Genomic DNA, 25,778 nt, shown 5'->3' with positions numbered 1-25,778 from the left:
CAACGAATCGATTGTATCGACCCGACCTGTCCCAACCCTGACCTGCACATGACAATCCCGCCAGCTTGGCCGATGCGTGCGCGCGACGGTTCACCCGTGATTGCGGAGTCAGACTAGGTATAAACCCTTAGATGCTGGTAAGATGGCGCCTGAACAATTTCACCGCTAGCTATTTCGTCAGCCTCTAGCCATGCCACACCGTTTCCAGCTTCTCGAAAAAATCGCGTTTTCTCTGGTCTGCTGGTCCGCCGCAGCCTGCTCGGCGTTCATCGCTTACGAGCGCTGCCCGGACATCAAGGTCGTTCTTCATGCGGGCGAGCAAGTTCTGCGCTACAGCGGCGAATATTCGTTCGTGTGCGCGAGCCCCGTCGTCGATACCTGCACGCAGTTCACGACAAACTGATTCCCGCAGCGGGACTTATGCGCAAAGGCGTGGGGCATCTGTAGCCCCACGCATTCTCGCGCTTCACGCGCCCTCGCGCGCTTTAAGCACCTCGCGCCCTCAGGCGCTGCGCCCGTACACCACGCGGGCGAAAAATCCCGCCAGCACCGCTTCTGCCGTTTCACTCGGCACATTCTGCGGATCGACCGTGTAGAAGAACTGCACGCCGTCGCACAAACCCATCAAGCCCAGCGCCAGCGTCGCGGCCGGCAGCGGCAGCGGCGTGCCGACCCGCTCCGAGAACTCGCTCACATACGCGGCGAGCTGCTCGAGCTTCTCGTGCATGAACGCGTTGAACCGTAGCCGGAAGCGGCCGTCGCGCACCGCCAGCAGCTTCGCCTCGACCCACAGCAAAAAGCATTTGTTCTCGCGATGCAGGTTGCTGTAGTAGCGCATCACGCGCTCTTCCATTTGCTCGCGCGTGACCGCCTCTTCGAAAATCGCGCGCAAGCCCGCCTGCATGGCTTCGTGGTCGCGCCGCAGCAGTTCCAGGAACAGTTCGTTCTTGCTGCGGAAGTTCGAATAGAACGCGCCGCGCGTGTAGCCCGCCGCCGCGGCGATGTCCTCGACACTCGCCGCGACAAAGCCCTTCTTCATAAAAGTTGCCTGCGCAGCATCGAGCAGACGCTGCCGCGTCTGGTCTTTGCTTTGCTCGCGTGTGAGTCTTTGCCGTTTCATGGGCGCAAGTCTAGCACCGAAAAGAATTCTAATTCACATCGACATTCAGATACAGGTGTGTATTAGAATGCGAGGCATCATTGAAAATCAGATGCGTATGCCAATTGCATGACCGGGCGTGCGCTCTTCGCTGGTATGCCGCTGCGGCCTGCCATGTTCTTCGCTGTTTCCGGTTGGGGTCATTGTGAAGCGTCCCGGTGTCCGCGCATCTGAAGCGATGCGCCAGCAGTCTCCTCGCCTCGCGGCGCAACGGCGTGCGCGCCGCCTCGCCGTTGCGCTCGCGTTTGCGGGCGTCGTCGCGTTGAGCGCGTGTTCGAAAAAGGAAGCCGCCGCGCCCGAGCCGCGGCCCGTCGTGGCCGTCGCGGTTCATGCGGACGGCAACGCCGCGCCCGTCGCGTCGCTGCCGGGCGAGGTGCAGGCGCGTTATTCGACGCCGCTGTCGTTTCGCGTCGGCGGAAAAATCGTCGAGCGGCGCGTGCGTCTTGGCGACGTGGTGAAGAGCGGCCAGATCGTCGCACGCCTCGATCCCGCGGATGCGCAAAAGAACGCTGCGAGCGCGCAGGCGCAGCTCGCCGCCGCCGAGCACAGCTATCAATACGCGAAGCAGCAGCTCGACCGCGACCGGGCGCAAGCCAAGGAAAATCTGATCGCCCCCGCGCAACTTGAGCAGACCACGAACGCATATGCGTCGGCCGCTGCGCAGCGCGATCAGGCGGCGCAGCAGGCGGCGTTGTCGAAAGATCAGTTGCAATACACGACGCTCGCCGCCGATCACGCCGGCGTGATCACCGCCGAGCAGGCCGACACGGGCCAGAACGTGTCGGCGGGCCAGGCCGTCTACAACCTCGCGTGGAGCGGCGAACTCGACGTGGTCTGCGACGTGCCGGAAAGCGCGCTCGCCGGCCTCTCCGTCGGGCAAACGGCGAACGTCACGCTCGGCGCACTGCCTGGCCGCAAGTTCACGGCGCGCGTGCGCGAACTGTCGCCCGCCGCCGATCCGCAGAGCCGCACCTATCGCGCGAAACTCACGCTCGACAATCCCGGGCCCGACGTGCGCCTCGGCATGACCGCGGACATCGCGCTGTCGGCGCGTTCGTCTTCGGCGGCGAGCAACGCCGAAGGCGAGCACGGCTTTTTCGTGCTGCCGTCCACCGCGCTCTTTCACGACGGCACGCAGCCGGCCGTGTGGGTCGTGCGAGCGGCGGACAGCGCGCTGGAGCTGCGCCGCGTCACGGTCGCGCGCTATAACGAGCGCACGATCATCGTGAGCCAGGGCCTGAAGAACGGCGAGCACGTCGTGCTGCAAGGCGTGCATACGGTCAGCGCCGGTGAGAAAGTCCGCGCGATTGCGCCACTGCATCCCGAGGACTTCGCTTCATGAGCGCGACGCAAGAGGAAGGACGCTTCAATCTGTCCGCGTGGGCGCTGCGCCATCAGGCGCTGGTCGTCTTCCTGATCGCACTGGCCACCGCGTTCGGCGCCCTCGCCTACACGCGCCTCGCGCAATCCGAAGACCCGCCGTTCACGTTTCGCGTGATGGTGATCCGCACCTTCTGGCCCGGCGCGACCGCGCGCCAGGTCCAGGAACAGGTGACGGACCGCATCGGCCGCAAGCTGCAGGAAACGCCCGCCATCGACTTCGTGCGCAGCTACTCGCGCCCCGGCGAGTCGCTGATGTTCTTCACGATGAAAGACTCCGCGCCCGTAAAGGACGTGCCCGAAACCTGGTATCAGGTGCGCAAGAAAGTCGGCGACATCGCCGCGACCTTGCCGCAAGGCGTTCAGGGCCCGTTCTTCAACGACGAATTCGGCGACGTCTACACCAACATCTTCACGCTCGAAGGCGACGGCTTCTCGCCCGCACAACTGCACGATTACGCGGACCAGTTGCGCACCGTGCTGCTGCGCGTGCCCGGCGTCGCCAAGGTGGATTACTTCGGCGATCCCGATCAGCACATCTACGTCGAGATCACGAACACGCAGCTCACGCGGCTCGGCATTTCGCCGCAACAACTCGGGCAGGCGATCAACTCGCAGAACGCGGTGTCGCAGGCGGGCACGCTGACCACGACCGACGACCGCGTGTTCGTGCGTCCCACCGGCCAGTTCAAGGACGTGAACGCGCTTGCCGACACGCTGATCCGCATCAACGGCCGCTCGTTCCGTCTCGGCGACATCGCGACGATCAAGCGCGGTTACGACGATCCGGTCGTCACGCAGATGCGCGCGGGCGGCAAGGCGGTGCTCGGCATCGGCGTGACGATGCAGCCGGGCGGCGATGTGATCCGTCTCGGCAAGGCACTCGACGCGCAAATGGTCGGCCTGCGCAAGGCGCTGCCCGCCGGTTTGCAATTGACCGAAGTGTCGAGCATGCCGCACGCCGTCGCTCATTCCGTCGACGACTTCCTGGAAGCCGTGGCCGAAGCCATCGCGATCGTGCTGGTGGTGAGCCTGGTGTCGCTCGGCGTGCGCACAGGCATGGTGGTAGTCATCTCGATTCCGGTCGTGCTCGCCGTGACGGCGTTGTGCATGTACATGTTCGACATCGGACTGCACAAGGTATCGCTCGGCACGCTGGTGCTTGCGCTCGGCCTGCTGGTCGACGACGCGATCATCGCCGTCGAAATGATGGCCGTGAAGCTCGAGCAGGGCTGGAACCGCACGCGCGCCGCGGCGTTCGCCTACACCAGCACGGCATTTCCGATGCTGACCGGCACGCTCGTCACCGTCGCGGGCTTTCTGCCGATTGCATTGGCCAAGTCGAGCACCGGCGAATACACGCGCTCCATTTTCGAAGTCTCGGCGATCGCGTTGATCGCGTCGTGGCTCGCGGCGGTCGTGCTCATTCCGCTGCTCGGTTTTCACCTGCTGCCCGAGCGCAAGCGCGAGGCGCACCACGCCCCTGATCACGAACACGACATCTACGACACGGGCTTCTATAAGCGTCTGCGCGGCTGGATCGGCTGGTGTATCGAGCGGCGCTTCATCGTGCTCGCCATCACCATCGTGCTGTTCGTCGTGGCGATGGCCAGCTTCGCGCTGGTGCCGCAGCAGTTCTTCCCGAGTTCGGACCGGCCCGAACTGCTGGTGGACGTGCGGCTGCCCGAAGGCGCATCGTTCGACGCGACCTTGCGCGAAGCGAAACGGCTCGAAAAGGTACTTGTGGGACGCCCTGAAATCGATCACTCGGTGGACTTCGTCGGCACCGGTGCGCCGCGTTTTTATCTGCCGCTGGACCAGCAACTGACGCAGCCGAATTTCGCGCAGTTCGTGATCACCGCGAAGTCCGTGAAAGAGCGCGAGAAGCTCGCGCAATGGCTCGAGCCCGAACTGCGCAATAACTTTCCCGCGATTCGCACGCGCCTGTCGCGCCTCGAAAACGGGCCGCCGGTCGGCTATCCCGTGCAGTTCCGCGTGAGCGGCGACGACATCGCGACCGTGCGCTCGATCGCCGAGCGAGTCGCCGCGACGCTGCGCGCCGACCGCGATACGCGCAACGTGCAGTTCGATTGGGACGAGCCGGCCGAACGCTCGGTGCGCTTCGAAGTCGACCAGACAAAAGCGCGCGAACTGGGCGTGAGTTCAGACGACATTTCGAGCTTCCTCGCGATGACGCTGTCCGGCTATACCGTCACGCAGTATCGCGAGCGCGACAAGCTGATCAGCGTCGATCTGCGCGCGCCGAAAGCCGAGCGCGTGGACCCGGCGAAGCTCGTCACGCTCGCCATGCCGACGCCGAACGGCGCGGTGCCGCTCGGCACGCTCGGGCATCTGCGCAACGATCTCGAGTACGGCGTGATCTGGGAACGCGACCGTCAGCCGACCATCACCGTGCAGTCCGACGTCGCGCCGGGCGCGCAAGGCATCGACGTGACGCATGCCGTCGACAAGGCGCTCGCGCCGATTCGCGCGAGCTTGCCTGTCGGCTACCGGATCGAGATCGGCGGTTCCGTCGAAGAAAGCGGCAAAGGCCAGGCGTCGATCAATGCGCAAATGCCGATCATGATCGTCGTCGTGCTCACATTGCTGATGATCCAGTTGCAGAGCTTCGCGCGCGTGCTGATGGTGGTGCTGACGGCGCCGCTCGGATTGATCGGCGTCGTCTTTACCCTCCTGCTGTTCGGCAAGCCGTTCGGCTTTGTCGCGATGCTCGGCGTGATTGCGATGTTCGGCATCATCATGCGCAATTCGGTGATTCTGGTCGACCAGATCGAGCAGGACATCGCCTCCGGGCAAAAGCGCTTCGACGCGATTGTCGGCGCGACCGTGCGGCGCTTCCGGCCGATCACGCTGACCGCGGCCGCTGCCGTGCTCGCGCTGATTCCGCTGTTGCGCTCGAACTTTTTCGGGCCGATGGCCACCGCGCTGATGGGCGGCATCACGAGCGCGACCGTCCTCACCTTGTTCTATCTGCCGGCTCTCTATGCGCTGTCGTTCCGCGTGCGCAACGACGAGCGCGAGCCGCAAACGCCGCCCGAATCCGGCGCGGCGCACACGGGGAATTGAACATGAACCAGTTCGCACATTCCCGCCTCTTGCGCAGGTTGGGGGTTTTCTCGCCGGCACGCGTATCGCCCAGCACGGCGCTTGCGGGCTTCACCTTCGCGCTCGCCGCTTCGCTTGCCGGCTGTTCGTTCGGACCGAACGGCGAGCCGCCGGCGATGCCGCAGCCGCTCCACTACGGCAGCGAGGCACAGCCGGCGCAAACCGTCGCCGCGCAAGGCGTCGCGCAGCAGTTCATGGTCGGCGGCAAACCGGTGCCCGAGTGGTGGACGCTGTATCGATCGGATGCGTTGAACGCGCTCGTCGACGAAGGGCTGCACAATAGCCCGACGCTCGCCGCCACCGAACAGACGCTTGCCGCCGCGCGCGAGCAACTGCGCGCGCAGATCGGCAGTTCGATGCTGCCCACCATCGACGCGGGCGGTCAGGCAACCCGCAATCGCGCGCTGGCGATTCCGGAGATCGGCCCGAATACGTTTCTGTACAACATCTTCGTCGGCCAATTGCAGGCGCACTACACGATCGACCTGTTTGGCGCCGCGCGTCTCGCCGATGCCGCGCTGGCCGCGCGCGTGAACGTGCAGGCCTATCAACTCGACGCCGCGCGGCGCGCGCTCGCTGCGAACATCGTGAGCGCCGCGATCACGAGCGCGGCATTGCGCGCGCAGATCGACACCACCGAGCGGCTCGTCACGCTTGCCAACGATCAGGCTCACGACACCGCGCGGCGCTATGCGCTTGGCGCCGTCTCGCATGCCGATCAGTTGAGCGCGCAACAAAGTGCGGCGAGTTTGTCGGCGAGTCTGCCGGGGCTCAGGCAGCAATGGCAAACGACGCGTCACGCGCTCGCCGTGCTGCTGGGCCGCACGCCGGACGCCGCGCCGGACGATCTCCAACTCGCGAGCTTGCATCTGCCCGAGCAGGTGCCGGTCGTGGTGCCGAGCGAACTCTTGCGTGCGCGGCCCGACATTCAGGCCGCCGACGCCGCGTTGAAAGCCGCCGCCGCCGATGTTGGCGTGGCGACCGCGCAGATGTATCCGAGCCTGTCGCTGAGCGCGTCGATGGGACAAGGCGGCTTCAGTTGGCCGGTCGCGCTTTCGGGCGCGGGCGCGATCTGGAGCATCGGCGCGTCGCTGTCGCAGCCGCTCTTTCACGGCGGCGCGCTGATGGCGCAGCGCCGCGCGGCCATGAACATCTACGAGGCCACCGTGTCGCAATACAAGCAAACGGTGCTTGCCGCGTTCCAGAACGTCGCCGATACGCTCGCCGCGCTCGAGCATGACGCGCAGGCGCTGGATGCCGCGAGTACGGCGGCGCGTTCGGCGCAGGGTGTTTTCGATGAAACGTCGGGGCGCTATCGGCTCGGCGCCGTGCCTGTCTCGTCGACGCGTACGAGCGAGCAGCAGTTTCGTAATGCGCAGCTCGATGAGATTCGCTACACGAGCGCACGGCTCACGGATACGGCGGCGCTGTTTCAGGCGATGGGGAATCCGCCGGTGGGGGGCGACGGTGGGCAGGCGAGTTTGGGGGAGGTTTCGCGGGGAGTAGAGGCGAAACCTGGTGGTACGAATTAGTCGGCCGGAGTTATCCCCAGTTGATGTTCATGAGCCTGTTGAAAACTTTCTGATAAGCAGGCTAACTCGTTGAGCGGGCTGGGGTTATCGGCAGCGGTGAGGAATGAAGCATAAGCGGCAGGGATTGCCTTAAAGACGCAGACCTCGCGCGACCATTAATCGAGATAGCCTTCTGCGAACTACCGATATATATAATTCGCCGCTCCATGGATACGTCGGGAATTCTTCATGCGAGTCGCCGTTATTAGCCCGTACTATAAAGAGCCGCTTGACGTTCTACGAAGGTGCCACGAGAGCGTCCTTGGACAGCAAGGGGACGTCACTCACTTCATGGTCGCCGATGGGTTCCCTGCTGCCGATGTCGATAGCTGGGAAAGCGTCGTCCACATCAAGATTCCGAACCATGCTGACTATGGAGACACTCCTCGTGGAGTAGGTGCCGCGTGCGTGGCTGCCAATGGTTTCGATGCGATCTGCTTTCTCGATGCCGACAACTGGTACGAGCCAAACCACATCGAAACGATGCGCTCAATAGTACAGATGACGGGTGCGCAGGTGGTCACGGCTACTCGCACGATAATTGCGGCAGACGGCCGCGTGCTTGGCATCTGCAAGGAATCCAACGGGATCGATTTCAACGACACGAATTGCTATTTCCTGACGCGAGCTGCGTTTCCCGCATGCGCAGTCTGGCTCTTCAAGGACTCGTCGGAGAGCATCGTCGGCGACAGGGTTTTCTGGCGTGCCGTGCAAACCGGTGGCTACACGCGAGCCCACTCAATCGTGCCAAGTGTCAACTATGTGACCACGCTTGCATTTCACTACCAGATGTTTGGAGAAACGCCACCCGACGACTCAAAGCTCATCGCCCAATTCAACGACGATCAGCATTTTCAGATAATCAGTTACGCACAACTGAAAGAGATACGCCGAGAGGCAGGCTACTGAAAGCGACCATGCACCTGGCCTATTGTCGGCGGCATTACACGCCGCAGCCGTCCGCTTAGTCTCAGCGACACGGCAGACCCGCGCATAAGTCCGCATTGCCTTGCGGTCTGCGCAGAACACAGCGCGTGCGAGCACCGCTCGCACGCGCTTCCCATCTTCAAGGCTTATTCGACTCAAACAGATCCATGATCTGCTTCTTCTCGTTCGACGACACGCTCGGCGGCGGCACCGCCGGCGGCGTCATGCCCGCGGGCCCGACACCGCCGACCGCATCGCTAACACCCGCCGTCGGATTCGCGGAATCGAGCCCGATACTCGCCACGAAACCATTCCCCGGCGTCATATCCGAATAGAACAGCTCACCGTCGACTGAAGTCACGCCGTCGGGTTGCGCCGGCTCGCTTTGCGGCACGCCGCGCAACGCGCGCTGCATGTACTCGACCCAGATCGGCAAAGCGAGTTGCGCGCCGAACTCGCGGCTGCCGAGTGTCTTCGGCTGGTCATAACCCATCCACGCGACCGCGACGAGCGATTGCTGATAACCGGCGAACCAGCCGTCCTTTGCGTCGTTGGTCGTACCCGTCTTGCCCTGCAAGTCCGAACGATGCAGCGCGTTGGTGCCCGCCCCCGTGCCCGCCGTCGCGACCGAATGCAACAGGCTGTTCATGATGTACGCGTTGCGCGGCTCGAGCGTGCGCGGCGCGTCGCGGCCGGCCGTGAGCGGCTGCGCTTTCGAAAGCGGCTCGCCGCGCGCGTCCGTGACTTCGCTGATCAGATACGGGTTGATCCGATAGCCGCCGTTCGCGAACACCGAATACGCACCCGCCGATTGCAACGGCGTGACGAGCCCCGCGCCGAGTGCCATCGGCAGATACGGCGGGGTCTTGTCGGCATCGAAACCGAAACGCTGCGTGACGAAGTCTTGCGCGTACTTCGTGCCGATATACGACAGGATGCGGATCGACACCAGGTTCTTCGACTTCTGCAACGCGAGACGCAGCGGCATCGGACCGTCGGGCTGATCGTCGTCCTTCGGCTCCCATGCGTCGCCGCCTGGCGTGCTCGACGGGAAGTACAGCGGCGCGTCGTTGATGATCGTCGCCGGTCCGAGGCCCTTGTCGAGCGCGGCCGAATAGATGAACGGCTTGAAGCTCGAACCCGGCTGACGCCATGCCTGCGTCACGTGGTTGAACTTGTTCTTGTTGAAATCGAAGCCGCCGACGAGCGCGCGAATCGCGCCGTCCTGCGGCGTCAGCGACACAAGCGCGCCTTCCACTTGCGGAAGCTGCGTTATCTGCCAGTTGCCCTTGTCGTCGCTCATCACGCGCACGATCGAGCCGGGCTTGATCTTCGTCGCCGACGCGGCGCGCGCGCTCAGCGCATTCGCCACAAAGCGCAAGCCCTCGCCGCTCATCGTGACCTGCGTGCCGTCGACCAGTTGCGCCTTCACCTGCTTCGGACTCGCGTCCGTCACGACGGCGGCGACGAGTTCACCGTTATCCGGATGATCGGTGAGCGCGTCGTCGATCGTCTGATCGCGGTCGTCGCCCGCAGCCGGCAATTGCACGAAACCTTCCGGCCCGCGATAACCGTGGCGCCGCTCGTAATCCATCACGCCCTTGCGCACCGCGCGATACGCGGCGTCCTGGTCGGCGGAATCGATCGTGGTCGTCACGTTCAGGCCGCGCGTATAAGTTTCGTCCTTGTACTGCGCATACATCATCTGCCGAACCATTTCGGCAATGTACTCGGCGTGCACGCTGTATTCGTTGCCCGGATTGCGCGTGTGAATCTCTTCCTTCACCGCCTGGTCGTACTGCTCCTGGCTGATATACCGAAGCTCGAACATGCGCCTCAGAATGTATTCCTGACGGATCTTCGCGCGCTTGGGGTTCACCACGGGATTATACGCGGACGGCGCTTTCGGCAGACCCGCGAGCATCGCGGCCTGCGCGAGCGTGATGTCTTTCAGATCCTTGCCGAAGTACACGCGCGCCGCCGCCGCGAAACCATACGCGCGCTCGCCCAGATAAATCTGATTCATGTACAGCTCGAGAATCTGGTCCTTCGTCAACGCGCGCTCGATCTTGTACGCGAGCAGCATTTCATAAACCTTGCGCGTATAGGTCTTCTCGCTCGACAGGAAGAAGTTGCGCGCGACCTGCATCGTGATCGTGCTCGCGCCCTGCGACGCGCCGCCGTGCGCGAGGTCCGCGAAACCCGCGCGCAAGATGCCGAGAAAGTCGACGCCGCCGTGTTCGTAGAAGCGATAGTCCTCGATCGCGAGCACGGCTTTTTTCATCTGGTCGGGGATGTCCTGAAAGCGCACGAGAGAGCGCCGCTCCTCGCCGAATTCGCCGATCAGCACATGGTCCGCCGTGTACACGCGCAGCGGCACTTTCGGACGATAGTCGGTGAGCGCATCGAGCGAGGGCAGGTTCGGCCCCATCACGACGAGCGCATAGCCGACGATCAGCGCGCCCACCACGGCGACAATCGCCGCGAAGCTCGCGAACCAGATCGCGATGGTCGCGCCGATCGGGCGGCCGCGTTCTTCGCGATCTCGCGAAGCGGCGTTGCGTCCCTCGGTGCGGCGGTAGGAGTCCCGGTCTTGACCGGCGGGAGAATGCGAAGAATGCGGTCGTTTGATGATTGGCATGACTGGAATAGTGGGCGCGTGAATCAATGGCGTGACTCAGTCTCATGACTCAGTGGATGACTGAATGCCATGACCGGATGCCATGATTCAACGCCTTGTTCTCGCGCTTGAAGCGCGCATGAATCCTGAGCGGGCGTTGTCCGGGACGCAAACCGCCGCGCGACCCTTTGCCCCCGCGAGTCGCCACGGCGCGCCCGAACAGTGTCCGGCGCAACGTAACAGCGCATTTTAAAGAAATCAAGCCGCGCTCAACGCAGTTTTTTTGTAAGAATTCCCTTCGCGCCGCCCCCGGCGGCGCGCGCTTGAGTAGATTCGGCAAGCTTTCGATGCGCTTGCGCACACAGCGCGAGTTATCAACAGAAAACGTTCACAAGCCTGTGGACAAGCCCACCAAAAACGCCACAAGCCGTTGATGTCACGGCATTTTCACGACGCGCCCGTTTGCGATCGGCGCAACTCGTCATATGATGGATTCGGCGCACGCCGATGCGCGCCGCGAAGCGCCACACCAACAAAAGTATGCGAGCCGATCATGACAAAGCCCAGCGAACGCATCGTCGTATTCGTTACGCCCGCGCAGAAACGCGCGATCGCCGCCACCGCCGACGAGCTCGGCATCAGCGTCAGCGAGCTCATGCGGCGCGCGGTGCTGAGTTTCGACGCGACGAGCGAGCAGGTGAAAGCGGCGAGCATCGTCGACAGGCTCAATGCGCCGCGCGCGCCCGACGCGCTCGACGCCGCGCTGCGGCGCGTCGCGCAGGACACGGAGCATGCGCGCGCGGCGCTGCCGCCAGGCTTGCGCACGCGCGCGAGCAGCGAGGCGAGCGGACTCGCGAACGCCGACGCAAACCACGCACTGCCCGATGCGGCGAACCGCGCGGCGCATGAGCCGATGACGTCGTCAGGCAAAGCGCTTGCGGGTAGCGCGCCGCACGCATCTCGACCCGCTCCTTCCGAACCCGCCCCGCTGCTGCCCGCCGATGTGCTGGCCGCGCTCACTGCCGATGTCGATGAAGACGCTGTCGCTACCGCCGAAGCCGTCGCGCGAGTCGCCGCAGCCCGAGCGGCTGCCGATCAGAAGACGGCGCCCGCTGCCGTTACCGCGCAGACGCAAGTACAGACGCACATAAAGAGCGTACTGAAGCGCCCTCGCCTCGACATCGCGCGCGATGACGACGATCCGCAAGGCGATCTGGGCCCCGAAGGCGGACGCTTCGCCTAGCGCCGGCGAAACGCAATGGAGGTGTAAGGCGAATGTACGATGCAAGCTCATCGTCTCCGCGCGCCTACGCTTTCGCAACCATCGCTCAATTCACGCCGACGACACTCGCCGCTCGCACACTGAGCGGCTCGCGCATCGTGCCCTTTAAGCGCATTTTAAGAGAGCCCGTGGTGTAATATCCGCGAGCCGCTGAAGGGACGCGCCCGCGTGTTTATCATCGAAGCTTGCCGCTTCATCACGCGACGCATGCGCGAACCGGCCGGACAATTTGCGCTCGTGCTATTGCATTCCGCACGCGCGCCCCGACCTCCGGTCCGAACGCTGCGCGGCTTGTCGCGCGGCGGCGTAAAGTAGCAGTGGCAAGCAATCGAACGCGCGTGAACTATTCAGCGCCGACACCATTCTTTGGAGGTTTTCATGTCGCTTTTTGACAGCATTTCGCGCACGCTAAAAGGTCTCCTGAACGACGCGGCCGACTCCGTGCAGGACCCGTCGCGCGACTCGCGCCAGATCGTGCGCGAACTGGACGAGAGCATCGGCAAGGCCGAAAATTCGCTGATCGAGATTCAGGCGCAGGTGGCCACGCAGCAAAGCAAGCGCGATGTTGCCGCCGACAAGGCGAAGAAGTATGAAGACGGCGCGAAGCGCGCGCTGCAATCCGGCGACGAAGCGCTCGCGCGTGAAGCGCTGAGCGCGCAAGCCACCGCCGAGGCGGAACGCGATGCACTGACGAAGGAACTCGCCACGCTCGAGCCGTCGGTCGCGCAGTTGAAGAGCCAGATCGAAGACATGCGCGCGCGCCGCAACGATCTGAACGCGCGGTCCAACATTCTCCAGGCCAAGCAGCAGATCGCCGAGGCGAAAGACGTCGCTGCGACGGCGCTCGGCGGCATCGGCGGAAAGAACCTGTCCGAAGATTTTCAGAAGCTCGAGGACAAGGTCGCACTGTCGAATGCACGGTCGGACGCACGCCTGAATTCCGCCGACGTCAAAAGCGGCAAGGCGCTCGACGACAAGCTCGCGGATCTGAACCGCGGCCCGTCGGTGGAAGACCGTCTCGAAGCGCTGAAGAAGCAGCTCAATACGCCGGCCCAGTAATTGCGTGAGTAGTGTCTGACGGCAGGCCGGTGAGCGTGGATGTTTAACCGGCCGCCGGCCGCCGCGGGATCGCCGGCCCGGCGCAATCGACTGAAGGAGACGGGCGTATGACGCCCGGTCCGCAAATGAAAAAACTTATCGCAAGCGCATTCGTCTCGCTCATGCTCGTTTCGGGCGCGGCGTTTGCCGTGCCGACCGTGCAGCAGATCGAATCCGCGATGTCGCAAGGCAACTGGCAGCAAGCCGACGCCGGCTTGTCCGAAGTGCTGCAGGCGCATCCGAACAACGCGCGCGCGCATTACCTGTACAGCCAGGTGCTCGACCGTGAAGGCCACTATGGCGACGCGCTCGCGCAGCTTCAACAGGCAAAGACGCTCGACCCGCAAATCCGTTTCACCGATCCCACGCGTTTCGCACAAGTCGAGGCGCGCATTCGTCGGGACGCCGAACGGGTGGGCAACGCGAACGCCAAATCGACGAGCCGCGCGGACAACCCGTTCGCCCAGCAGAGCGTGAACACACCGGCCTTGCAGCAGCAGGCCGGACTCGCGCCGCAAGTGCCGCAAGCGCCTGAGCGCCACGGCCCGGGCATCGGCATGTGGGTCGGCATTCTGCTTATCGTGGGCGTGATCGCGCTCGTGTTGCGCTGGACCTTGCGCCGCGCCCGCACGCAAGACGACACGCGCGCGAACGACGACCGTCGCGTGCAACTCAAGCGTGCAACCGACCTGCTCAACACCGTGCGTTCGCTGAAACTCGACGTGAAGCTCTCCACCGCGCCCGGTCACGAAGCGCTCGAGAAGGAAGTCGAAGCAACCGAAGACCAGTTGCGCACGCTCGTCGAAGCGTTGTCGAACAGCAAGAATCCGGTGCCGCCGTATCAGCTCGATGAACTGGAGCAGCGTATCGGCAGCCTGCGCGCACGCGCCGAAGGCCGGCCCGATCCGAACGCAGCAGCCGCGGCAGGCAACGAGCAGTCGCCGTATGCGCGCGAAGCCGAGCGCTTCGGCAATCCGCCGCAAGCGCCCTATCCGCAGCAAGGTCCGTATCAGCAGCAACCGCCTGTTGTCGTGCAGCAAGGCGGCGGTTTCGGCGGCGGCATGGGCGGGCTGCTGACCGGCGTGCTGCTCGGCGAGGCGCTGAACTCGGGGCGTGAACGCGTCGTGGAGCGCGACGTCATCGTCGACGATGAAGGGCGCAGGCGCGGCAACTCAGGCGACAATGGCGGCGGGCTCGATTTCGGCCAGGGCTCGAACGACTGGAACGACAACAGCGGCGGCGGCATCGACATGGGCAGCAACGACGATTCCGGCGGCTGGAGCGACGACAATACCTGAGTCCTCGCGCTCTTTCAGTCGCGGCACTCTCCGCGTGTGCATTGAAGACAGGCTCCTACACGGAGCCCGTTTTTTTTGCCTGCACGTTCAGCGAAAATCACGCGCGCCGCGAGACAGGCGCCCGCGCCTCCTCCTGCTGCGCGAGCAGCACCGAGCCCGCAAAAAGCCTCACGATAAAACGCTCCGCATAGCCGACGAGCGCATCGCGGCGCGCGGCGTCGGCATCGAGATACTCGGCGGAGAGATGAAACAGTTGCAGCACGATCTGCGTGCAGACTTCATCGACGACATCCTGCGAAAGTGTGGGCATTAGCTGCAATTGCACGACGTCGTCGGCCATTTCCGCCGACACCGCATGAAGCGTCGCGCGCACTGCCTCACGCAATGCGGGCGACGTGCCGTGATATTCAGCTAACGCACTGAGAAACGCATCGCGGTTTTCGAGCGCAAACATGAAGAACGCGACGCACGCGCGCCGCGGCACGCTATGCGGTTCGTCATGCGCCGCGAGCCAGCGCTCGCGTCGCAGCATCGGCCGCAAACGGCGGCTGACCGAATCGACGGCCTCGCGCGCGAGTTCGTCGAGCGTGTCGAAATGCCGATAAAACGTGTTCGGATTGAGTCCCGCCTCGCGCGCGAGTTCGCGCAAACCCAGACTCGCAAAGCCGCGCCCGCCCGCGGTCAAGCGCAACGCGGCTTCGATCAGTTTGCGTTTGCCGGGCGGCAGTTCCTGTTCTGCCGCAGCGTCGCGCGCGGGCTGCCGCGCCGTTTCGGATACGGATTTCATCGCGTTCATGGTGGCTTTCAATCGCCGCGCGGGACGCGCGTTTGATAGACGTACTCTAAACGATCTTGACGCGAGGTGTACAGTTGTCTACCCTGCGCGTTACGTTTGGGCGGCTACGCGGCTTGCCGTGTGCGCAGGCAGCGCCCGACTTCCCCTTGCAGGAGATCGACGTGACGTCCGCTGCATTTGCTGCATCCGCTGCATCAACACAAGCTGTCGCGCCGCGCATCGCCATTGTGGGGAGCGGTTTTTCCGGCATCGGCATGGCCGTGCGGCTGCAAAAAATGGGCATCACGTCGTTCACCGTCTATGAAGCCGCCGCGGACATCGGCGGGACATGGCGCGACAATACCTATCCGGGCGCCGAGTGCGACGTGCCCTCGCATCTGTATTCGTTTTCGTTCGAGCCGAACCCGGCGTGGTCGCGCGCCTTCAGCGGCCAGAACGAAATTCTCGCTTATCTGAAGCATTGCTCGCGCAAGTATGGCGTGGACCGTTACGTGCGTTGCAATGCGCGCGTGGTGGCGGCACGCTTCGACGAAGCGCGTCATGTGTGGCAGATCGAACTCGATGCCGGCGGCATGCGCGAGAACATCGAGGCCGACGTATTGATCGCCGCGAGCGGTCCGCTGTCGCGGCCGGCGATGCCGCGCATCGCGGGACTGGAGAGCTTCGAAGGCAAGCTGTTTCATTCCGCGCGCTGGGATCACGCGTATCCGCTCGAAGGCAAGCACGTCGCCGTGATCGGCACCGGTGCGAGCGCGATTCAGTTCGTGCCGCAGATTCAGCCACGCGTCGCGCGGCTCGATCTGTTCCAACGCACCGCGCCGTGGATCATGCCGAAGCCGGACAAGCGCATCGGCGAACGCGCGCGCTGGCTTTTCGAACATCTGCCGTTCACGCAGCGATTCGTGCGCAGCGCGATCTACTGGAAGCTCGAATCGCAGGCGATCGCTTTCGTTAGTCATCCAAAGCTAATGAAGCGCCCGATGAAGCTGTGCCTCAGCTATCTCGAGCGGCGCGTGAAAGACCCTGAGTTGCGCGCGACGCTCACGCCGAACTACCGCCTCGGCTGCAAGCGCGTGCTGCTGTCGAGCAACTACTATCGCGCGCTCGTCGAGCCGAATGTGAACGTGATCACGACGGGCATCCGCGAGATCGTCGCGCACGGCATCGTGACAGAAGACGGCGCGCATCATCGTGCGGATGCGATCATTTGCGGCACTGGTTTTCAGGTCAACGACGTCGGCGCGCCGTTCGACGTGACCGGCGTCGGCGGTGCCGATCTCGGCGCGCTGTGGCTGCGCGACGGCCCCGAAGCCTATCTCGGCGTGAGCGTCGCCGACTTTCCGAACTTCTTCATGATCGTCGGCCCGAACACAGGACTCGGCCACAACTCGCTGATCTACATGATCGAGTCGCAAGTGCAGTACATCGCCGATTGCCTGCGGACGCTGCGCCGGCGCAACGCCCGCACGATGAACCTGCGGCCCGACGTGCAGCGCGACTACAACGCGCGCCTGCAGCACGATATGCGGCGCTCGGTGTGGTCGAGCGGTTGCCATAGCTGGTATCAGACGCGAAGCGGCAAAGTGACCGCGCTGTGGCCGGGATTCACGTTCAGCTTTCGCAAGAGGACGCGCCGCGTGCGGCCAGGCGATTACCGCTTTTTGCCTTGAGGAATGACGCTCACGCGGTGCGATTGCAAGCTACGTCGCCCGATCCGATGGCGACTATTTAGTATCCCGATTCAAATAAAAAAGGGAGACGGAAAACATGGCAAGCATCGATCCTCGTTCGTCGAGTTCGTCGAACTCGTCGAACTCGTTGCCCCGTAGTTCAGTCGCGGCGCTGCCGCCCCGCTCGCTCGCCGCGCGCCTCGGCATCACCAGCGTGCCGCGCGACGAACTGCGGCGGCGCTACACCCAAAGCGGCTCGAAGTTCATCCGCATCATGGGCGCGGACGTGCATTATGTCGACGAAGGCCGCGGCGACATCATCGTGATGATTCATGGCTTCGCGTCGTCGCTGCACACATGGAATCGTGTCGCGGATGAACTGAAGCACGCTTACCGCATCATTCGTCTCGATCTGCCGCCGTTCGGCGTGACTGGGCCGCTGCGCTCCAGCACAGGCGCGATCGAAACGATGGACCTCCCGACCTACCGGCGTTTCATCGACACTTTTTTGCAGGCACTCGGCATTAGGCGCGCGACTTTCATCGGCAATTCGCTCGGCGGACTGATTTCGTGGGACTACGCGGTGCGGCATCGCGAGGCCGTCGAGCGGCTCGTGCTGATCGACTCCGCGGGCTTTCCGATGCGGCTGCCCATCTATATTGGCCTCTTCAATAGCGCGCTGGTGCGCGCGAGTTCGCCGCGCTGGCTGCCGGAAGCGATCATCAAAAGCGCGGTGCGCAACGTGTATGGCGATCCGCGCAAAATCGATGCCGTCACGCTGCGGCGCTACGTCGAGTTTTTTCACGGCGAAGGCACGCGCGCCGCGATCGGCAAGATGGTGCCGACGCTCGATTTCGCCGAACTGGATACGAATGTGCTGACGACACTCGCGCTGCCGACGCTCGTATTGTGGGGCGCGAAGGACCGCTGGATTCCGACCGCGCACGCGGCTGAATTCGCGCAGCGCATTCCGGGCGCGAAATCGGTCATGTATCCGGGCCTTGGACACATTCCGATGGAGGAAGCGCCCGAGCGCGTGCTGGCCGACCTGCGGGCGTTTCTCGGCACGCATGCTGCTCCGAAAGCAGGCGCCGTCGCGCGCGCCTAGCCCCTTCCTCCGAGCAAGCGCAGCAAGTCCCAGAGAAATTTAAAGAGCATGACGATCAGCTCCCACAGATGGTAAAGCTGCTGCCAGCCCGAAGCGCGCGCGAAGGAATCGAACATCGTTAAAGTTGGTCAGGAATGGCGGCGCTTGCCGCGGCGCCAAACCGGACATCATAACGACTGCGGCGTAGCGACTGCGGGATACCCCGTATCAAGTCCGCCGAAAGCCAGCCGTAAACGCGTCGAGAAGAGGCTGTGTTCGCGCTCGACGAGCGCGTGACCGGCAGCGTTGCTAGCGTCATCAAGGAGACGTTCATGTCGCGTTTCAGCTTTCGCCGGACGGGCCGACCGCAAGGGGTCGTCGGCGATATTGCCGCGCAGGCGGGCAAACTGGGTATCGAAATCTGCGATGTATCGGGCCACGTCGATGAAGTCGCCGCGCGCGTGCAGCATCAGGCGCAGGTGTGCCGCGCGTTGCGCGAGTCGGCTGCGCAGACGCTCGCCGGCAATCATCGGATCGCGACCGCCGCGCGGGGTATGCGCGATGTGTCGGCACAAGCGGCGACCGGCGTGCAGGAATCGCACGACACGCTGGAGGCGTCGCTTGCCGACATCCACGGACTGGTGGAAGGCGTGACCGTGATCGAGAGCCAGATCGGCGCGCTGCGCAGCGCGCTCGCGCATGTGAGCCGCGTCTCCGAGGAAATCTCGCTGATCGCGCGGCAAACGCATCTGCTCGCGCTGAACGCGGCGATCGAAGCCGCGCGCGCCGGCGAGTCCGGCCGAAGCTTCGCGGTGGTGGCGGCCGAGGTGAAGAATCTGTCGGCGAAGACCGCGCAGGCGACCGGCCAGATCGAGACCACACTCGCGCAACTCACGCAGCAGACCGAGCAGTTGATCAACGAAGGCTCGGTGAATACGGAGCGGGCGCATCGGGTACGCGAGGGCACGCGCAAGATCGGCGACGTCGTGCATTCGACGGGCGACGCGATCGCGCATCTGAACAACGAGGCCGAGCAGATCGCCGCGTTGACCGGCGAGATCGAGACGCAGTGCGGCGGACTCGAGGCGCAGGTGCTGGAAATGGCGAGCGGCGTCGAGGATTCGAGCGAGAACTTCGTGCAGGCGAAGGATCGGCTCGGCAATCTGCTCGGCGTCTCAGAGACCTTGATCGAACTGACGGCGGCGGCGGGCGTGGAGACGCCGGACACGCGCTTTATCGAGGCCGTGCAGGACGCGGCGGCGGCGGTGAGCAAGCTGTTTGAGGCAGCGGTCGCGCGCGGCGAGATTTCGCTCGACGATCTGTTCGATCAGCACTACGTGCCCGTGCCTGGCAGCAATCCGCAGCAGTTCATGACGCGGTTCACGGCTTTCACCGATCGCGTTCTGCCGGCGATTCAGGAGCCGCTACTCGATCTCGATCCGCGGGTCGCGTTCTCTGCCGCAATCGACGTGCGCGGTTATCTGCCGACGCACAACCTGAAGTTCTCTTTGCCGCAGCGTGACGATGTCGTGTGGAATATGGCCAATTGCCGGAACCGGCGCATTTTTAACGACCGCACTGGACTGGCTGCCGGGTCGCATACGAAGAAGTTTTTGCTGCAGACGTATCGGCGAGATATGGGCGGTGGACAGTTTGTTTTGATGAAGGATGCGTCCGCGCCGGTTTTTGTGCAGGGACGGCATTGGGGCGGGGTTCGGATTGGGTATAGGGTTTAAGCTGCAATTCGTGAAACAGGGCAAGCGCACTTGCCCCGTCACCTACCCCCTCACCTGCACCCTTCTCCTCTCCGCCCGCTGCATAAAATAATTCACCGCCACCACGCCAACCGTCACCACCGCGATAAACAACGTCGCCAACGCATTCATCTCGGGATTCAAACCCAGCCTGACGCGCGAGAAAACCACCAGCGGCAATGTCGTTGACCCAGGCCCCGACAGAAACGCGGATAAAACCAGATCGTCGATCGACAACGTAAAAGACAATAACCAGCCCGATACCAGCGCCTGCGAAATCAGCGGCAACGTAATCGAGAAAAACACCCGCAGCGGCGTCGCGCCGAGGTCGAGCGCCGCTTCCTCGAGCGAAGGATGCAACTCCTTGACACGCGACTGCACGATAATCGCCACGTACGAAATACACAGCATCACGTGCCCGATCCAGATCGTGAAAATGCCGCGCCCCGCCGGCCAGCCGAGCCACTTCGCCATTTCGATAAAGAGCAGCAGCAGCGATATGCCCTGAATCACTTCGGGGATCACGAGCGGCGCGTTGATCATGCCGGTATAAAGCGTAAAGCCGCGGAAACGCCCCATGCGCGCGAGCACGAAACCCGCCCATGTGCCGATAATCACCGACGCAAACGCCGTCAGCACCGCCACTCTCAACGACAGCCACGCCGCCGCAATCAGTTCATCGTCGTGCAATAACGCCGCATACCAGCGCGTCGAAAAACGCGTCCATACGGTGACGAGTTGTGATTCGTTGAACGAATAGACGACCAGACTGATGATCGGTATATACAGGAACAGAAAGCCCAGCGCCAACGCGGTGAACTGCAATATCCGGTTCGGCTTCATCAGCGTTTTTCCTCCATCGCCTTGGCCTGCGCGTACTGGAAAAACGCCATCGGCACCAACAGCAGCACTACCATCGCACACGTCACGGCGGAAGCCATCGGCCAATCGGCATTGTCGAAGAACTCATTCCACATCACGCGGCCGATCATCAGCGTATTCGCGCCGCCGAGCAATTCCGGAATCACGTACTCGCCCACCGCTGGAATAAACACCAGCAGGCAACCGGCGATAATGCCGTTCTTCGAAAGCGGCAATGTGATCTGCCAGAACGCTTTCCAGGGTCTTGCGCCCAGGTCGTAGGCGGCTTCGAGCAAGGTCATGTCCATTTTCACGAGATGCGCGTACAACGGCATCACGAGAAACGGCAGATACGAATAGACCATGCCGATATAAACCGCCGTATTCGTGTGATACAGCTCGATCGGCGAATGAATCAGGCCGATCGACATCAGGAAGTTATTCAGCAGCCCGTTGTTTTTCAGAATCCCGATCCACGCATACACGCGAATCAGAAACGACGTCCAGAACGGCAGCATCACGGCCATCATCAGCAGATTGCGGCGCGCCGGATTCGAACGTGCGATGTAATACGCCATCGGATAACCGATCAGCAGGCACAGCAGCGTCGAAATCGCGGCCACGACAACCGAATTCACATACGTCGCGAAATACAGGCTGTCGGTGACGAGAAACGCGTAATGCGACAGATCGAGCTTGAGATTGATCGCGCCGTCCGCGAAACTCGTGAGCTCGGTATACGGCGGAATGCCGAGCTGCAAATCGGCAAAGCTGATCTTCACGACCAGCAAAAACGGCACCAGAAAAAACAGCAGCAGCCAGACGAACGGACCGGCCACCACGGCGGTACGGCCCGTCAGGTTAAAGCGCCGCACCGGCCAGTTGAGAACCGAATGGAACTGGCGCTTCATGACGTCAGCACCACACCGGCCGATGCGCTCCAGCGCACGTACACCTCGTCGCCCCAAGTGGGCGGATCGATCTCCGTCAGCGCGAGGCTCGTCACGTTCGCGATCACGGTTTTGCCGCCGTCGAGCTTCACGTGATACAGCGAATAGCCGCCCATGTACGCGATATTCGACACGACGCCCTTGCCCCAGTTGAACGCGCCCTCGGGCGGCTTGCTCGTGAGCGCGATGCGCTCGGGCCGCACCGAGATCGTCACCGGCATGCCGAGCGGACCGGTAATGCCGTGGCTCACATACAAACGGCAAGTCAGATCGGGCGTTTCGATAAAGACGTGATCGGGCTCGTCCTCGACCGTATGGCCTTCGAACAGATTCGTCGAGCCGATGAATTCCGCCGAAAAGCGGCTATTCGGATACTCGTACACCTCGTGCGGCGTGCCGAGCTGCACGATCTCGCCTTCGCTCATTACCGCGAGGCGCCCTGCCATCGTCATCGCTTCTTCCTGATCGTGCGTGACCATGATGCAGGTCACGCCGACCTTGTCGAGAATGTTGACGAGCTCGATCTGCGTGCGCTGGCGAATCTGCTTGTCGAGCGCGGACATCGGTTCGTCGAGCAGCAACAGCTTCGGCCGCTTCACCAGCGAACGCGCCAGCGCCACCCGCTGCTGCTGACCGCCGGAAAGCTGATGCGGCTTGCGCTTCGCAAAGCGGCCCATCTGCACGAGTTCGAGCGCGGTCTGCACGCGGTCCTTGAGTTCGGCCTTGGCCACGTCTTCCTGCTTCAGACCGAACGCGACGTTCGACTCGACCGTCATATGCGGAAAAAGCGCATACGACTGGAACATCATGTTGACCGGCCGCCGGTACGGCGGCAGTTGCGCAAGGTCTTCGCCGTCGATCAGGATCTTGCCCGAGGTCACGGTCTCGAGGCCCGCGAGCATGCGCAACAAGGTCGACTTGCCGCAACCCGAACTGCCGAGCAGCGCGAACAGCTCGCCCTTTTTCACCGACAGATTGACCTGCTTGACCGCCACGGTCTCGCCGAATTTCTTCACGACGTCGACGACCTGCACGAAATTATCGGCGGCGTCGTCGATCGCGGCGTTGCCGCCGGCGGGCGACACGGCCGTCCGGTCCAGCGCGCCCGGCTGCTCACTACTCATCACAATGCTTCACTCCGGCGTTTGACGAACAAAGCCCCCGGTGAACACCGAGGGCTTCTTGATGATGCTGTTACCCGTTCACTCCGGCCACGCTTCAGCGGCCGGACTTGAACTCGGTCCAGAGCCGCGTCTGCAGCCGCTGCACTTCGGGCGGCAACGGCTTCAACAGGAACAGCGTCTTGATGACTTCGGGCGGCGGGTACACGGCGGGATCGTTCGCGACGTCCTTATCCACGTATTTACGCGCTTCGAGATTCGCGCTCGGGTAGTAGACGGCGTTGGTGATCGCGGCATGCACTTGCGGCGTTTCGATGTAGTTGATCCACTCGAGCGCGGCTTCCTTGTTCTTCGCGTCCTTCGGAATCGCCATCACGTCGAACCATACGGGCGCGCCGCCCTTCGGAATGTAATACTCGATCTTGTACGGCTTCTTCGCTTCGATCGCGCGATGTTTCGCGATCACCACGTCGCCCGACCATCCGTAGGCGAAGCACACGTCGCCGCCCACCAGGTCGTTGATATAGCCCGACGAGTTGAACTGCGTGATGTACGGGCGAATCTTCTTGAGCATCGCGAGCGCCTCGCGATAGTCGGCCGGGTTCGTGCTCATCGGGTCTTTGCCGATGTAATGCAGCGCGGCGGCGAACATCTGATCCGGCGCATCCAGCACGGACACGCCGCAGGCCTTCAGCTTCGAGATGTTTTCCGGCTTGAAGAGCACGTCCCAGTTATCGAGCGGCACGTTCTTGCCGAGAATCTGCTGGGCCTTCGTCACGTTGTAGCCGAGGCCGGTCGTGCCGTATGCCCAGGGCACCGTGAACTTGTTGCCGGGATCGGCGCCGGCCACAAGCGCCATCAGCGACGGGTCGAGGTATTTGAGGTTCGGCAGCTTCGATTTGTCGAGCGGCGCGAAGATGCCCGCAGCGATCTGCTTGCCCGCGTAATTGCTGGTCGGCACGACGATGTCGTAACCGGAATTGCCCGTCAGCAGCTTGGCTTGCAGGGTGTCGTCGCTGTCGTAGTTGTCGTATTTGACCTGGACGCCGGCCTGCTTCGTGAAGTTCGGAATGGTGTCCTTGGCGATGTAATCGGACCAGTTGTACACGTTGAGCTGCGTATCCTTCGCTGCCGCCGTCAACCACGGCGCCGCGCACAAGACCAGCGCAGCCACTTGCCCCACTACCCGTCTTTTCATCCCGTTCTCCGATCGTGCCGGTCCGAGCCGGCCGTCCTCACGCACGCCGCGAGCAGCGCCATGCTGCGCTAGCGGCTCCCCTGAAAAACCCGAAAACTACCATCAATTATTGCGCGGTCCAAAAAAAATGCCGCACTGTCGCGCAAACGGTACAGCGTAAGCCGCGCCGCCGGAAAATGGGCGCAATTTTAGCGGGTTATGGGCGCGTGTCTACCCGAAAAAAACGCCGCCACGCTTAGGCGCTCTGGCGGCGGCCTCACGCAGGCTCCCCACGCGCATGACAAGCCAAACGCGGAGCCGGGCGACGGAGCACAATAGCTGACAACGGACAAGGGGCAACAGCGGCGAGGCGCGGGCTCGATCGGCAGCAACGCGCCCGGCGGGCACAAGCCTTGCGAAACCAGGCAGTCTTTGACCTCAGGCATCCATGAACACCAATCCGTTCGCGCTGCGCCCAAACCGCCGTCGACGTCTGCCCGAAGGAGGACCCGCGCACTGGTTCTCGTTCGTCGGCGCGGGTGCGCTGATTGCCGTCGGCTATATCGATCCCGGCAATTGGGCAACGGCGCTCGGCGCGGGCGCCGGCTACGGCTACCAGTTGCTCGGCATGGTGGTGCTCTCCAGCCTGATGGCGATGCTGCTGCAATGGCTGTCGTCGCGGCTCGGCGTCGTCAGCGGGCGCGATCTCGCGCAGGTTTGCCGCGAGCGTTCGGGGCCGCGCCGCACGATCTTCCTGTGGCTGACCAGCGAAGTGGCGATCATCGCCTGCGATGTCGCCGAAGTGGTCGGCAGCGCCGTCGCGTTGCAATTGCTGCTGGGCGTCTCGCTGACCGTGGGTGTGCTGATGTCGGCGGTATGCACGTTCGCGCTGCTGGCGCTTCAGCAGATAGGCGGCCGCAAGCTGGAAGCGGTGATCGCGTTGCTGATCGGCTTCGTCGGCTTGTGCTTCGTGATCGAACTGGCGCTCGCGCGGCCCGACTGGCATGCGGCGCTGGCGGGCACCGCGCCGAGCCCCGAGCTTCTGCGCAACGCGGGCATGCTGTGGCTCGCGGCGGGCATCGTCGGCGCGACGGTGATGCCGCACAACCTCTATCTGCACTCGTCGCTCGTCAAGCATCACGCGCCCGACAACAGCGACGCGCAGATCAAGGCCGCGCTGCATGTCGTCAATATCGACACCATCGGCTCGCTGCTCTTTGCTTTCGTGATCAATGCCGCGCTGCTGATCGTCGCCGCCGCCGTGTTCCATGCGAGCGGCCACCGCGACGTCACCGATCTCGCGGACGCTCATCGTCTGATCGCGCCGCTGCTCGGCACGCGCTGGGCCGGCATCCTGTTTGCCGCGGCGCTGCTGGCCTGCGGACTCAGCGCGACCGTCACCGGCACGCTGGCCGGCCAGGCGGTGATGGAAGGCTTCCTGCAACTACGTCTGCCGCGCTGGAAGCGTGCGCTGCTCACGCGCGCACTGGCAATCGGACCGGCGCTGGTGGCCGTGACGATGTTCGGCCAGGAAGGCTCGAATCAGTTGCTGGTGGCAAGCCAGGTGGTGCTGAGCCTGCAATTGCCGCTCGCGGTCGTGCCGCTGATCCGCTACGCGTCGGATACGAGCCTGATGCGCGACTGGCGCGTGCACGGCGTGCCGCTGGTGCTGGCGTGGATGTCGGCGGCTTTCATCATCCTGCTGAACGGCGCGCTGCTGTGGCAGGTTGCGTTGGGTGAGTGAGCCGCCTCGCGAGCCGCGAGGCCATTCGCCAATCGTTGCAACGCAGTTGTAAATATTCTTTTAGTATTTCGAGTTTAACGGCGCCGCCGCTGGCCGTGGCGCCGCCTTCGCCGTAGTCCCGATGGCTGCCTGCGCTATTGCGGCGGCCATTCGCTTG

Annotated in this window: 19 protein-coding genes; 12 read left to right on the top strand and 7 right to left on the bottom strand. The window is 63.4% G+C overall.

Annotated elements, in window-relative coordinates; all coding sequences use genetic code 11:
* Window positions 1-190 precede the first annotated feature (190 nt).
* Window positions 191-403 (top strand): hypothetical protein, encoded by a 213-nt coding sequence (locus AB6809_RS07650; protein ID WP_029968606.1) that lies wholly within the window; start codon window positions 191-193, stop codon window positions 401-403.
* A 99-nt stretch (window positions 404-502) separates the two neighbouring features.
* On the opposite strand, the gene AB6809_RS07645 is transcribed toward AB6809_RS07650, so the two are convergent.
* Complete coding sequence (locus AB6809_RS07645; RefSeq protein ID WP_029968608.1) at window positions 503-1,120, bottom strand: TetR/AcrR family transcriptional regulator; 618 nt, start codon at window positions 1,118-1,120, stop codon at window positions 503-505.
* 217 nt (window positions 1,121-1,337) lie between these two features.
* On the opposite strand from AB6809_RS07645, the gene AB6809_RS07640 reads away from it, so the two are divergent.
* The 4 genes from AB6809_RS07640 to AB6809_RS07625 all read left to right on the top strand — a co-directional run bounded on the left by AB6809_RS07640 (window position 1,338) and on the right by AB6809_RS07625 (window position 8,145).
* Window positions 1,338-2,501, top strand: a complete 1,164-nt coding sequence (locus tag AB6809_RS07640; RefSeq protein WP_371026250.1) for an efflux RND transporter periplasmic adaptor subunit — start codon at window positions 1,338-1,340, stop codon at window positions 2,499-2,501.
* Window positions 2,498-5,626: an efflux RND transporter permease subunit gene (locus AB6809_RS07635; protein WP_371026249.1), complete on the top strand. Its 3,129-nt coding sequence runs from the start codon at window positions 2,498-2,500 to the stop codon at window positions 5,624-5,626. The genes AB6809_RS07640 and AB6809_RS07635 overlap by 4 nt, the downstream gene beginning before the upstream one ends.
* A 2-nt stretch (window positions 5,627-5,628) precedes the next feature.
* Window positions 5,629-7,197 (top strand): efflux transporter outer membrane subunit, encoded by a 1,569-nt coding sequence (locus AB6809_RS07630; RefSeq protein ID WP_371026248.1) that lies wholly within the window; start codon window positions 5,629-5,631, stop codon window positions 7,195-7,197.
* A gap of 228 nt (window positions 7,198-7,425) precedes the next feature.
* A complete protein-coding gene (locus tag AB6809_RS07625) occupies window positions 7,426-8,145 on the top strand; it encodes a glycosyltransferase (RefSeq protein WP_371026247.1) in 720 nt (239 codons plus the stop codon).
* A 157-nt stretch (window positions 8,146-8,302) separates the two neighbouring features.
* On the opposite strand, the gene AB6809_RS07620 is transcribed toward AB6809_RS07625, so the two are convergent.
* Complete coding sequence (locus tag AB6809_RS07620) at window positions 8,303-10,804, bottom strand: penicillin-binding protein 1A (protein ID WP_006051741.1); 2,502 nt, start codon at window positions 10,802-10,804, stop codon at window positions 8,303-8,305.
* Between the two features lie 532 nt (window positions 10,805-11,336).
* Here AB6809_RS07620 and AB6809_RS07615 point away from each other — a divergent pair.
* From AB6809_RS07615 to AB6809_RS07605, 3 genes are all read left to right on the top strand, one after another.
* Entirely contained in the window at window positions 11,337-12,026 is a 690-nt protein-coding gene (locus AB6809_RS07615; protein WP_371026246.1) for a hypothetical protein, read from the top strand.
* A 417-nt stretch (window positions 12,027-12,443) separates the two neighbouring features.
* Window positions 12,444-13,124, top strand: a complete 681-nt coding sequence (locus AB6809_RS07610) for a PspA/IM30 family protein (RefSeq protein ID WP_006051744.1) — start codon at window positions 12,444-12,446, stop codon at window positions 13,122-13,124.
* Window positions 13,125-13,249: 125 nt separating this feature from the next.
* The gene (locus tag AB6809_RS07605) at window positions 13,250-14,461 is read left to right on the top strand and encodes a tetratricopeptide repeat protein (RefSeq protein WP_371026245.1); all 1,212 of its coding nucleotides are present in this window, start codon (window positions 13,250-13,252) and stop codon (window positions 14,459-14,461) included.
* Window positions 14,462-14,558: 97 nt separating this feature from the next.
* Here the strand turns inward: AB6809_RS07605 and AB6809_RS07600 are convergent, their stop codons facing one another.
* Window positions 14,559-15,248 (bottom strand): TetR family transcriptional regulator, encoded by a 690-nt coding sequence (locus AB6809_RS07600; RefSeq protein ID WP_371026441.1) that lies wholly within the window; start codon window positions 15,246-15,248, stop codon window positions 14,559-14,561.
* 170 nt (window positions 15,249-15,418) lie between these two features.
* Between AB6809_RS07600 and AB6809_RS07595 the strand changes: the two genes are divergently transcribed.
* From AB6809_RS07595 to AB6809_RS07585, 3 genes are all read left to right on the top strand, one after another.
* Window positions 15,419-16,927: a flavin-containing monooxygenase gene (locus AB6809_RS07595; RefSeq protein ID WP_371026244.1), complete on the top strand. Its 1,509-nt coding sequence runs from the start codon at window positions 15,419-15,421 to the stop codon at window positions 16,925-16,927.
* A 97-nt stretch (window positions 16,928-17,024) separates the two neighbouring features.
* Window positions 17,025-18,035 carry an alpha/beta fold hydrolase gene (locus AB6809_RS07590; RefSeq protein WP_371026243.1) on the top strand — a complete coding sequence of 337 codons (1,011 nt, stop codon included), beginning with the start codon at window positions 17,025-17,027 and terminating at the stop codon, window positions 18,033-18,035.
* Window positions 18,036-18,346: 311 nt separating this feature from the next.
* Window positions 18,347-19,750 (top strand): methyl-accepting chemotaxis protein, encoded by a 1,404-nt coding sequence (locus AB6809_RS07585; protein WP_044021883.1) that lies wholly within the window; start codon window positions 18,347-18,349, stop codon window positions 19,748-19,750.
* 42 nt (window positions 19,751-19,792) lie between these two features.
* Here the strand turns inward: AB6809_RS07585 and AB6809_RS07580 are convergent, their stop codons facing one another.
* From AB6809_RS07580 to AB6809_RS07565, 4 genes are all read right to left on the bottom strand, one after another.
* Complete coding sequence (locus AB6809_RS07580) at window positions 19,793-20,611, bottom strand: ABC transporter permease subunit (protein WP_006051751.1); 819 nt, start codon at window positions 20,609-20,611, stop codon at window positions 19,793-19,795.
* A complete protein-coding gene (locus AB6809_RS07575) occupies window positions 20,611-21,540 on the bottom strand; it encodes an ABC transporter permease subunit (RefSeq protein WP_371026241.1) in 930 nt (309 codons plus the stop codon). Before AB6809_RS07575 ends, AB6809_RS07580 begins: the two co-directional genes overlap by 1 nt.
* Window positions 21,537-22,703 (bottom strand): ABC transporter ATP-binding protein, encoded by a 1,167-nt coding sequence (locus AB6809_RS07570; RefSeq protein ID WP_371026240.1) that lies wholly within the window; start codon window positions 22,701-22,703, stop codon window positions 21,537-21,539. The genes AB6809_RS07575 and AB6809_RS07570 overlap by 4 nt, the downstream gene beginning before the upstream one ends.
* Window positions 22,704-22,797: 94 nt before the next feature.
* Window positions 22,798-23,898: a polyamine ABC transporter substrate-binding protein gene (locus AB6809_RS07565; RefSeq protein WP_307254117.1), complete on the bottom strand. Its 1,101-nt coding sequence runs from the start codon at window positions 23,896-23,898 to the stop codon at window positions 22,798-22,800.
* 427 nt (window positions 23,899-24,325) lie between these two features.
* Here AB6809_RS07565 and AB6809_RS07560 point away from each other — a divergent pair, with 427 nt between their 5' ends.
* On the top strand, window positions 24,326-25,621 hold the full coding sequence (locus AB6809_RS07560; RefSeq protein ID WP_371026239.1) for an Nramp family divalent metal transporter: 1,296 nt from the start codon (window positions 24,326-24,328) through the stop codon (window positions 25,619-25,621).
* Window positions 25,622-25,778: the final 157 nt, after the last annotated feature.

The sequence above is a fragment of the Paraburkholderia sp. RCC_158 genome (genome assembly GCF_041355255.1).
Lineage (GTDB): Bacteria > Pseudomonadota > Gammaproteobacteria > Burkholderiales > Burkholderiaceae > Paraburkholderia > Paraburkholderia graminis.
The sequence above is the reverse complement of the archived record's forward strand: the minus strand, read 5'-3'. Positions and strand labels throughout refer to the sequence as shown.